Genomic DNA, 12,135 nt, shown 5'->3' on the forward strand with positions numbered 1-12,135 from the left:
CGGTAAAAGAAGACAAAAGAAAAAAAGTGGTTTCCGTACCAAAAAAGAAGCGGAAGCGGCCGCTGCAATCCTAAAGAATGAATTAAATCAGGGGACTTATGTAGAAGAATCTAACGTGACATTTGAGGACTTTTCTTATGAGTGGCTTTCAATCTACGAGGGAAACGGAAACGTAAAAGAAAGTACCGTCCGAATACGCAAACATGAAATCAAGCGTCTTTTAGATTATTTCGCGAAATTAAAATTAAAGGGAATTACCAGACATCAATACCAAAACGCTATAAATGACTTAAAGAAAAGAGGGTATGCTCAAAACACCATCGAGGGGGCACATCGTACTGGAAGAATGATTTTTAGGAAGGCTGTAGAAATGGAGGTATTGAAAAAAGACCCAACAGAATTCACTCATGTTCCAAGACATCAGAAGACTATTGAAGAGTTGGAAGGGAAAAAGGATTTACCGAGATATCTAGAAAAACAGAAACTCAAGCATTTCCTTCAAGTTGCAAAAAAAGTGGGGTTGGAGCAGGACTACCCTATATTCTTGTTACTGGCTTATACTGGATTGCGAACTGGTGAATTATGCGCCTTAAAATGGCGGGATATTGATATGGAGGAACAAACCATTAGTATTTCAAAAACCTATTACAACCCTAACAACAATAGAAAGGAATATAAGCTCCTACCTCCTAAAACTGCTACAGCAGTCCGGGTAATTGATGTAGATGATACTGTAATTAACGAATTAAAAAAACATCAAACACAGCAAAAAGAAACAATGATGAAACACCGTCATATATATCATGATCAAGGATTTGTTTTCGCAAGTGTTGACGATAAATTGCCAGGTTATCCACATTACATTAAAAAAGTGGAAAATCGTATGGCAAGATTATTAAAGCTAGCTGAATTAAATACCGAACTTACTCCCCACTCTTTACGACATACTCATACCTCACTTTTGGCCGAGGCGGAAGTAAGTCTCCCACAAATCATGGAGCGATTAGGGCATAAAGACGAGTCCACAACAAAAAATGTTTACTTACATGTAACTAAAGAGATGAAAAAAGAGGCTTCCCAAAAGTTCAAAGAACTCATGGAAAACCTCTGACTTTAGCCCCTATTCAAGAAAATGTTACTCGTTTGTTACCCCTGAACCCTTATTAAGGGTTATAAGAGCATTTAAACCTTGTTATTACGGGGATTTTGAGCGGATGATTACATCATGCCGCCCATAGGTTCTTTGAGGTAAATAAAGATAAATAAAGTACAAATTAAGTGTAATCATAAGCCGGATTAGGCTTATTACCATAATCCTTGATGAAAGGAAATAAACAAAAGTGAGAGAAAGTATGTCAAAAGTATGCCATTTTTAAGGTGGCACCTTTTCATTTGGACTGTAACAGCGCAGCGAAGGATAAATAATGTAAAAGTAACTCCATAAAGCTGTCGCAGTTTTTATTTGTTTTTGTAATACTACTTGCATACCAACTCTATATCCCTGTTCTAATTGACATAGCTCTTTAGTAAACAAATCATCTCAGAATTTCCGATGTTTTGTTGAAGACCATCAATCTTTTCATTTATTTCCCTTTTTTTCACTATCTCGCTGCAACTCAATAAAAAGAAATGACTTGCTTGTTTAATGAATAATTCGTCCCAGTAGGTAATAAAGGTCTCTAAATCCATTATTAGGGTGCTAATAGTTTTGAAGCTGATTTTATTCTTAATTTGACTTACAGAGAGTTGGCTATAATCTTGATCTATCCTATCTGGACTAACTATTTTTTGAAGAAGATAGTAACTACGCCAGACCACAAATATCTTGGTGTTATAATAATAATCAGGATCATTTTTGGACAAATTCGACCAATTACTAAAACCTAAATCGTCAAGTATTTCTTCGATATCCAGAATGTCCTCCTGTTTTATCTTGCTTACCATTTGTTTATTGATAATATCGAGGTTTAAATTAGAAGTAACAGTAAATCTAATTAAATTTGCAAAGCAACGCATTCGTTTTCTCTTCAAGGAAAACAGCAACAATTCATGAAGTTGATTTATTGTTCTCTCGTAAACATTTTTGTTAACGTAACTAGAATCAAGGATATCCTGCAAATATCCTAACGCGACTTTTAAGTACTTATCTTCACCCCGTGTAATACAGTAATACAAATACCAATAGATATTATTTAAATCCTGAATTTTATAGTTTTCAGATTTATAGATTAAGTTAGTGTTTTCCATTATTTTTATCGATAAATTGCTGTACTTGTCATTTTCCTCTTTAATGCTAATTTTGTATAAACTCAGATATATGTCTAAGACTTTATTGATATCATCTCTATTTAATCCTGTACCATTTTTAGTCAATCGAACTAGGTTATCCAACAACACCTGACATACAAAGAGATCTTTTTCTCTGTAACCTTGTTCAAAAGCATCCCTAAAAACTGATTGAATATTTCTTAGACACTCTTTATAAACGCCAGAGAATGGGGCGTTTTCCAGTTTATCTATTTCCTCAATAGTTGCATCATCTGTATTATCAACCATATCTTCAAACAAATCGTCTAACTGTTTTTGTTTAGTGGCGTTAATACTGATCATATATTCCCATATATCAACCATATCAAGTATAGTATCTTCTATTAATTCGAAGTCTTTTGATTTTATTGAGTCTGATAGAAGATTAGTGAACCATATAATATATCTATTAAGTTTTCTCTTATTTTCTTCTATTTCACTTCTATTGACGTTTTTAGTGTAGTCAAACTTATCTATATATTTCCTTATTTCCTTACCGAATTTATCCTTCAAAGTTTTGGGCCAGGTATAATAAAAAACGTGAACACTTGTGACCAAAGCAAGCAGAATGTTCATTAAAGCTAATGTAGTGTCGAAAAAGATAATAGCTGAATAATTATCTGTAACAACTAAATCACCAGTAGTTGGGTAATACCAATTTGTGAAAGAGTGAAAGATTATGTAAAAAAGAGTGTATACAATTAGCACTTTTAGAGTGTTATCACTTATTAGATTAGCAAAGAAAGACCCTGTAAAAGAGTTTACAGTTAGAGAAGATATAGCTATTACCACTGAGACAATAAATGGAGAAAACCTAAATAGAATCAACAAGATATTGTCCCTGAAAGAAAGTATAGACCTATTATTTTCTTCAATAAAATCATATAAAAAGAATTCATAATTTAGTCTTTCTAGGCACATAAAAAAGACTATAGCGGCTACCACACTCATCACTATAGTCAAGAAGGTCCATTTCTTTATATATCTAAGATTGTAAAAAGGATAATTAGCGTAATTAAACATTTGGAGATTCACTCGCCTCGGAGTATTTTAATGGTTCTATTACTTCTCCCATATTATAGGAGGTAACATTGTAATCATTATAAACCTCTTTTAGTAAAACTTTCAATTTTTTTTCGCTATAATCATCTACTATATTCTGCAAAACATCTAAGTCCGCTACTTTAGGAAGTATTTTTTTTGCTTTCTCTAGGGTACCTTTACCACTAGGAGTGAGTGTATAGTTATTCTGATTGTCCCGTTTAATTAAGCCTTTTGAGATTAATACTTCAATATCTGAACTTAATTCTTCACTATAAGGTCCATAATACCACCGGATAAAATCATAATTAAAAGCATTAGTTCCTTTTTTTCGTGCCTGAGATTCGGAAGCAAAGACCATTTTTTGAAGACGTGTAGATCCCTTGATGTTTTTTTTACTGGATGTTTCCATGATGTGGAGTAATAAAATTTTATTCAAGACATCACGCTTCAACATATAAATCCCTCCCAAACCAATAAATTATACCACAAAAACTAAAAGTGGGAAAGAAAGTAAATACACTTCCTTAATTATATTCTAAAGTCAGCTTACACAAAAATCAATCTTCAGTTAAATCATTCCCTTACTCCACCTATGTAAACAACCCTCTTTTTACAAGGTAAGTTAAATACTTACACCATCACCATTTTGGAAAACAGATAATGAACAGACCTGTTCTTGATACCCAAGGAGATCCACTCATGATGTCGATGAAATTTATGGGGATACCAGTTGAATTCAGCGAAGATGTTGAAGATTTCGAGCTCAAGAAGGATGACTAATCAGACTTACATAAAATTTACAAAACAATTTTCTCAAATCGTGACACCAAAAACCTCCTAACTAACGATTATAGAGTAAGGAGGCGAAAAAAATGAACAATACAATGAAAAAGCTGGACAAGTGGCAAGAGGTTTTAGTTAAGCAGGATTTGACCGATGAATTGAAGCAGGTATTAAAAGAGATGCATATGTATTTTGGTGATCTGGATTATGAGATTAATCGATTGAAAGTCAAAGCTCTTACTTATGAGGGATACTTAGAAGGTTTGGGGCAAGGAGATTTAATTTTGGATGAGCTTTATATGGATGAGGACAAACACTAATTTAACACACCTGGTTCCGTCAAATTTGACGAAGCCAGGTGTTTCTAAACAAAGTCAAGTTATATTAGACTTTCTAAACAAATCAACGGCTTCTTCTTTCAAAATTCATGTCGTTATTTGATTTCAACGACCAATGAACATGAGAAAACGGTATGCCGCCCATGATCTGTGTAAACTAAATATTTAAATATAGGTGTTTAAAGTGTCTATATAATCAGTGTTTTTAACTTTATTCATTAAGTCTTTGTGAAATAAGATATCATTATTTATGTACAAGATCCAGTCAAAATCCAGTCATAAAATTCTTAATTATAAACTTGGGAAATCCAAATTTTCAATATGATGAGTGTATAAAACATTAAATTGAGCCCACCCTTTGTTTGAAGATTAGGCTCTCTCCTTTTTTTGAGAAAAAAGTTATGTGGCAATGGATTTCTTGACCATATGACGAGGTAATACTTATAAAGTGGGCTGTATTACTTTCTTAATTCCTTATAAATCTCTTTTGCCACAGCTTCCATTATTGAGTTGTAATATGATTTATCCTCAAATAGTTTGGAATAAGAGTCAATTTGTTCTAAATAAAGCTCTTGGGATGCCTTTTCAAACACGCTTGGAAACAGGCTTTTCTCAAACATCTCCTCATCATTGCTCCTTGCAAGACTTTTTAGGCGATCATTTGATTGCTTCGCTTTACGTGTAACGCCTTCAATAATTAGTCGGTCGGATTCTGATAGTTTTCCGTCATACTTTTCATTGACACGTCTAATGATATTTTCTAATACATCATCATCATCTGGTGGTTTAATTCCTGTATCCACATTATCCGGGTTTTTAAGCTTATATTCTTTATTCTTTTCTAATGTAATATCCCCATTAAACGTCTCTTCAACCTTGTAATACTCTAACTTCACCTTGTCTTCAACATCAATTTTCACTGTGCTATTCTTTGGAATAAAGCTAATTAAATACTTACAGAAGATATATTCTTCATGTAATTCTTTATCGAACATTCTTGTTAATTGTGCAATATAGGAATACCATTTATTAAAGTTTCTAACCGTTACCCGAAACTCGTATTGTTGCTGTTCATCTAATTCTTCATAGCGTTTGATAATTGGGATGAGATGACTTGCTATTCTACCTAAATCAGAATCCATTTGTTTTCCATTTTTGAAATATAACTTAGTTAATTTATTTATATCTTGATCATTGTAAATATTATAGTTTCTGAGTTTTGTTTTTGTATCATAAATTAAATTTACATCGATATCTTTATCGAGTTCTGTTACTTCATAAAATGGTTGGAAAGCATTCCTAATATCTTCTGTTTCATTTACAAAATCCAACACAAATGTATCCTCTTTACCTGGATATGTTCGATTTAAGCGAGATAATGTTTGAACTGCCTTTACCCCGGATAATTTTTTATCTACGAACATCGTATGAAGTAACGGTTCATCAAACCCTGTTTGATATTTTTCAGCAACAACAAGTACATTAAATTCATCAGAGTTGAACATTTCTTTTAATTGATTTTCCTTAATCCGTTTTCCTTCTTTTGTCTTGTTTAGTTGGTCTTCTGAATATTCCTCATCTTGATCTTTAACTGAACCTGAAAAAGCAACTAATACATCCATGTCAACGTAACCATTTTTCTCTATATAATTCTTAAACTCAAAGTAATAACGGACAGCATGTAATCGAGAGGCTGTTACGACCATAGCTTTTGCTTTACCACCTAACTTTTTACATGTTACATTGCGGAAGTGTTCAATCATAATAGCTGTTTTTTGTTGTAAGTTGTGTGGGTGCAAGGACTGATAACGCCTGATTGCTTTTACACCTTGTGTTGTGGATAATTCAGGATTATCAGGAGTATTCTTGGCAATTTTATATGATGTTTCATATGTCATATAATTTTGCAATACATCTAAGATAAATCCTTCCTCAATGGCTTGACGCATACTATACACATGAAATGGTCTAAATGTACCGTCCGCCTGTTGAGTACCAAACATCTCAAGGGTTTTTTCTTTTGGTGTTGCGGTAAAGGCAAAGAAACTTAAATTTATATGACGACCATGGGTTAAAAGTTCTTGTACAAGTTTATCTTCATGGTCAGGTGTATTTTCTTCTATTTCAGCCTCTAATTCCGCATATTCTTTTAAAGCTTCCTCCGTATCAGCAAGAGCTGCCTTTAATTTCTTTGCACTTGAACCCGTTTGTGAAGAATGTGCTTCATCAACAATTACAGCAAACCGATTTCCTTTATTTACTTCAACTTCTTCATAAATCACAGGAAACTTTTGTAGCGTTGTAATAATGATTCGTTTTCCATCATTTATTGCATTTTTAAGATCCCGTGATGTTTTCTTTTCACCTATTGTTTCCACAAGTCCTTGTGTATGATCAAAGCTTGAAATCGTGTTTTGTAATTGGCGGTCAAGTACTGTACGATCTGTAACAATAATGACTGAATTGAACACACTTTTATTATCTTTGTCATGTAAACTAGCTAGATGATAAGCGAGCCATGCAATACTGTTCGACTTACCTGATCCAGCGCTATGTTGAATAAGATAGTTATCACCACTACCTTTTTGTCTAACGTGGTTTATAAGCTTTCTAACAGCATCTAGTTGGTGGTAACGTGGGAAAATTAGTTTTGAACTTATTTTATTTTGTTCATGACCATTTTTCATTACTTTTTCTTTCTTAACTTCTAAATGCATAAGACGATGGAAAATGTTCATCAAACTTTCCTTTTGTAGTACCTTTTCCCAAAGGTATGATGTTACATAACCATCAGGATTTTCAGGATTACCAGCACCACCTACTTCTCCCGCCCCATTTGAACCTTGATTAAAGGGTAAGAAAAATGTGTCCTTACCATTCAGTTTTGTGGTCATCCAAACTTCACTTAGATCAGCAACAAAATAAACCAATACACGTTTATTAAACTGGAACATCTTTTCCCGTGGATCTCGATCATACATAAATTGTTTTTTTCCGTGTTCCACTGATTGTCCTTTAAATTGATTTTTCAACTCCATCGCCACAATTGGAATACCGTTTAAAGATAACACCATATCCAATGTATTGTGATTGTCAGTTGAGTAAGCAAACTGTCTATTTACGGTTAAATTATTCGATTGATAGTTTTTCAATGTCTTTTCATTCAAAGTAGATTCTGGCCTAAAGGCTGCCACTTTTAGTTTCACACCACGATCTGATATACCGTAACGTAAGACGTGTAATAAACCATTGGTATCAATTTCATCATTGAGTCGTTTATACAGTTTGCTAGGGGCTTCATTTCCATAAATCTTTTGATAACGAAGCCAAGATTTTTCTTGCGTTTCTTGAATAAAGTTTATCAACTGTGTAAGATCAATAGCCCGTTCTTTATCGTAGTTTAATTCGTCACCTTTAACGTATCCACCTTCATTTAATAAAAACGTTTCAATATCTTGCTCAAATCTTTTTTCTGTGTCTTCAAATGCCATTTACATGACCTCCTTTTTTCCTGTGACATATTCGTAGATGAGAGATTTTTTGTAGTTTTCCATTTCTAATATTAACTGTTCTTTGCTTCCAATTATTTTGTTTATATGGTTACATTGTTCATCAAGATATTCTACTATTTGTTTTTGTTCTTCAGCAGATGGAATCACCGTATATATTCTACCTAATTCTTCCTTGTTGATCTTTGGCATTTTAACTCTATTATTGTTTAAGGTTGATTGCTCAACAAAAACATTGGATAACATGTAATACATAAGAAAAGTTGAATTAATAGTTGTTTCTATTGGATACATATCTGCACTACATAAACCATCAAATGGTGCAATTGTTACTTTATTAAGTTTAGGACGTATCTTTGAATATATTATTTGCCCTTTGAAAAATCTATGATTATTACTTTCAATCCCAGTTTCCTCAACTGTTTTACATTCTAAAAGTTTACCAGTGTTTTTTTCAATAGACTCTGGTGAGACTTGCAGGAAATCCTTGTAATTTTTTGGATTAACTAAATTTGATTTAACTGTCGCAACTCTTTTAAAAGGAACTACGCTCCAATTAAATGGTACTTCATTAATGAACTTAATCCCACTATCCTTCAGTTTTACATTTCGATTCACCCCTTTTGTAACTGCTTCAGTAATTAAAGATTGTTTATACTTATACAATTCCTCAATAGACAGTTTTGTGCTTTCAACAATAGAGTCGATTTTTGCAGTTTTTCCATCGAGAAAGTTGGCGATTATTTGCTGTTCATATGTGCCAGGAATTGGAATTAAAATTTTTTTCATTCTACTGAAATTAGTTGACCATAAATCTTCTACAATACCTGTACCCCAACGATAAAATTCTTCAGCAAATCCATAATTTTTCAGTAGATATTTTGTAAATGATGGAGTAATTCTTTTCTCATCCCCATGTAGAACAATGTTGATTAATGATACAGAGCCTTCTAATGGTGATACACCAGAAGACATCTTTCTATCTGAACGGGAATTAATTACAAAGTCATTGACCCCTACTTTTTTTCTATTTGTATGGTCATTTGATTTTGCCGCTGTTTCTAATTGTTTGACAACACCTTTCTTAGTAACAGACAGTGGCTTATAGTCATAGTCAGAAACTTTTTCATTTCTTTGCTCGAATATATTACCTATTCTTTCTAATTTCCAATCTCTTGGAATTTCTCCTAACCAATCAATCCCACTGTCCACTAACTCTTTACTCATTCACTTTTACCTCCTCACCTGATAAGGCTTTAAAGGATTTTATGATTTCTTCCTCAATTTTTTTAATACGGGCTGCGATATGATCTGAATTTTCTGGTTGCTCAAACTTATAGAATAACCGAGTGAATGGTATTTCATATCCAATTTTCGTTTTATTTTCATCTATCCAAGCATTTGGATGAAATGGTTTAATCTCTCTGTCAAAATATTCACGGATATCTTCCCTCAATGAAATCTCTTCCGTATCTCTTTTATCTGTATCTGCAACAGGTTTACCTCTCTTAAGTATCTTGTTTCCTTCCTCATCATATCGAGGCGTTTCAACAGTCACTTTATAGAATCCAAACTCATTATTATCTAATATCTTAGACTCAACAGTTCTCTCACCAAGAGAATATTCTTTATTTAGAAATTCACCATACGCTTTAACAATTACTTTTCTACATTCTTCACTAATATCAACACGTTTACTGCCAATATTCTTTCTACGTTTTTCATACATATTAGACGCATCTATTAGTTGTACCCTTCCAATACGATGCTTCGGTTTATCTTTTGTTAACACCCAGATATAAGTGGCAATGCCGGTGTTGTAGAACGAATCATTTGGCAATTGAATAATTGCTTCTAACCAATCATTTTCAATCACATACCGACGGATTTCACTCTCTCCACCACCAGCATTTCCACTAAAAAGTGCTGAACCGTTATGAATAATTGCCATACGCCCAGAATCTTTCAACTTGCTTAATCCATTTAATAAAAATAATAGCTGTCCATCATTTTTTTTAGGTAACCCTACACTGAAACGACCATGTTCCCCTCGATCATGTTCATCTTTTACCTTTTTATACTCTGATTTCCAATCAGTTCCGAATGGAGGATTTGAAATACAATAATCAAATGTGTATCCTTCGAACTGATCTTCAGTCAGCGTGTTACCTAACCTCATGTTGTCTGGGTTTCCACCACGAATCATCGTGTCTGCTTTTGCGATGGCATAAGTCTGTTCATTTATTTCTTGACCAAATGTGGTTACGTCAGCTTCAGCATCCAGAGCTTCTAATCTTTCCTCCATAGCACTTAACATCTGTGATGTACCCATTGTTTGGTCATAAACTGTTTTAGCAACACCTTCATCAATAAGGACGTCTCTTTCTTCTGCAATCAGTAAGTCTGTCATTAAGTAAATGATATCGCGGCTTGTAAAGTGAGACCCAGCTTCTTCATCATAGCTCTCTGAGAATTTCTTAATAAGTTCCTCAAAAATATAGCCCATGTCTGTGCTTGTAACTTTATCTGGGCCCATGTAAGCTTTCTCTAAATTGAATTCTTGTATAACAAAAAATAATTTATCATTATTTGCGAGCTTTCGAATTTCACGTTCGAATTCAAAATTCTTTAAAACATCTTGAACATTTTCAGAGAATCCATTTAGGTAAGCCAAGAAGTTTTCTTCAATATTGTCCGGGTCTGCCAATAGGCTTTCAAACGTGAAATTACTAACGTTATAAAAAACATAACCGGAAGCATTTTGTAGGAATCCTTCTTTAACTTCTAAATGTTTAACCTTTTCATAAGTTTCTATTACTTTATTTCTAGTGGGTAGCAAGGTATCATGGAACCTTTTGATAACGGTCATCGGTAAGATGACTTCACCGTATTGGTGAGGTTTATATAATCCTCTAATAGAGTCTGCAATACTCCAAATTAAATTTGCTTTTTCTTGAATATTCACGCTTGTTTGTAAGTGTCTTGACCCTTCATTCATTAATTTATCCTCCATTTATTTTCCATCACAATATTGGGAAATTAGTAGCTTAGTAAAATAGTAGTACCTCACTAAATTATAGCAAAAATAATTTTCCCATTCATTTTTCTTTAGAACTTAAACAGTTATTGAGAATCAGAATACCCTAATATCTAGTGATCACCTTACCCTACTTATACCTAATATTTTCTTTTCAAGTTCTTCACTCCAATCTTTTTTTATTGGCAAATCTATTGAGGGTACACTTGTTACCATTAACCTATGGTATTTATTAGCAAACTCCCGCCCAGCCTTATCATTATCCGTACAAAATGTTATTTGCTTCACCTTATGACCTTCCTTCCCCATCCTTTTTATCTCATCAATCATAGTCTGGCGCTTAAGCCCAGACATGGAAACTAGTCGAGTGTTCTGCAGCTTTTCCCTCTTAATACTCCAATAAGATAAGGCATCTATTGGGCTTTCAAAAAGATAAATGGAATTGGGCTTTCCTATATCTACCGAAAATCCAGCCGAACCATGGCTGTTCCTATCAATACCTTTAAACATTCGCCCATCTTTCATTGGAGAAGTACCTTGGCGATCTGCACCTACAATCTCCCCATGCTGCTTCCATTTAAAAACCACATTCCCGAGCTTATCCTGCGCAATTAAATCCTTACTATCGAGCCAATTAACAATCTTAGGATGAATCTTCCGCTCTTTCGTAAGATAAGCTTTAGCTTTTGTCCTATCGTTCACTTCATATTGAGAAGGATATTGATAAGGCTCCTTTAGCTTTTGCTGTTGGAATTTGTCTTTCACTTTATAACCTTGCTCATTTAGATCGAGAACAGCTTCCGGAAAACTCATGCCATAAAACATTTTGGCAAAATTAATGACTCCAGCTCCTTTTTCATCTCTGGAGTTCCAGGCATACATTTGATCTTTAATTACTAAACTGTCATGCACTTGGTGTCGGTAGTACCTCCCCTCTTTCTTCAATGGCTCCCCTTTACGCTCCAGATAGTCTATGAGATCCACATTGCGAGCAACCTCCACATGGTCCGCGCTTACATGTTTGGCCATGCAGCACTTCCTCCTTTCTAAATTAGGTATAAAAAAAGACAGGGAGAAAACTCCCTGCCTAACGTTCAACCTCTACTTTTTCTTTTTG

8 protein-coding genes are annotated in these 12,135 nt (G+C 33.8%); 2 read left to right on the plus strand and 6 right to left on the minus strand.

Translation table 11 applies throughout. From position 1 onward, the window contains the following. Positions 1-1,111 (plus strand): tyrosine-type recombinase/integrase (locus LD39_RS12585; protein ID WP_035547188.1); only part of this gene is annotated, 1,111 nt, incomplete at its 5' end. A 395-nt stretch (positions 1,112-1,506) separates the two neighbouring features. Here the strand turns inward: LD39_RS12585 and LD39_RS12590 are convergent. Together LD39_RS12590 and LD39_RS12595 are read right to left on the minus strand one after the other, a co-directional pair. Then, complete coding sequence (locus tag LD39_RS12590; RefSeq protein ID WP_156112638.1) at positions 1,507-3,270, minus strand: hypothetical protein; 1,764 nt, start codon at positions 3,268-3,270, stop codon at positions 1,507-1,509. 52 nt (positions 3,271-3,322) lie between these two features. Then, positions 3,323-3,805: a hypothetical protein gene (locus tag LD39_RS12595; protein ID WP_035547194.1), complete on the minus strand. Its 483-nt coding sequence runs from the start codon at positions 3,803-3,805 to the stop codon at positions 3,323-3,325. 418 nt (positions 3,806-4,223) lie between these two features. On the opposite strand from LD39_RS12595, the gene LD39_RS12600 reads away from it, so the two are divergent. Next, positions 4,224-4,454 (plus strand): hypothetical protein, encoded by a 231-nt coding sequence (locus tag LD39_RS12600; RefSeq protein ID WP_035547197.1) that lies wholly within the window; start codon positions 4,224-4,226, stop codon positions 4,452-4,454. A gap of 476 nt (positions 4,455-4,930) precedes the next feature. Here LD39_RS12600 and LD39_RS12605 read toward each other — a convergent pair whose 3' ends face one another. The 4 genes from LD39_RS12605 to LD39_RS12620 form a co-directional block, all read right to left on the minus strand. Next, positions 4,931-7,963 (minus strand): type I restriction endonuclease subunit R, encoded by a 3,033-nt coding sequence (locus LD39_RS12605; protein ID WP_035547200.1) that lies wholly within the window; start codon positions 7,961-7,963, stop codon positions 4,931-4,933. Continuing rightward, positions 7,964-9,208 (minus strand): restriction endonuclease subunit S, encoded by a 1,245-nt coding sequence (locus LD39_RS12610; protein ID WP_035547203.1) that lies wholly within the window; start codon positions 9,206-9,208, stop codon positions 7,964-7,966. After that, complete coding sequence (locus tag LD39_RS12615; protein WP_035547206.1) at positions 9,201-10,979, minus strand: class I SAM-dependent DNA methyltransferase; 1,779 nt, start codon at positions 10,977-10,979, stop codon at positions 9,201-9,203. Before LD39_RS12615 ends, LD39_RS12610 begins: the two co-directional genes overlap by 8 nt. A gap of 159 nt (positions 10,980-11,138) precedes the next feature. Beyond that, on the minus strand, positions 11,139-11,963 hold the full coding sequence (locus LD39_RS12620) for a toprim domain-containing protein (RefSeq protein ID WP_231572576.1): 825 nt from the start codon (positions 11,961-11,963) through the stop codon (positions 11,139-11,141). Positions 11,964-12,135: the final 172 nt, after the last annotated feature.

This window comes from Halobacillus sp. BBL2006, from assembly GCF_000786645.1.
In the GTDB taxonomy this organism is placed as follows: Bacteria; Bacillota; Bacilli; order Bacillales; family Halobacillaceae; genus Halobacillus.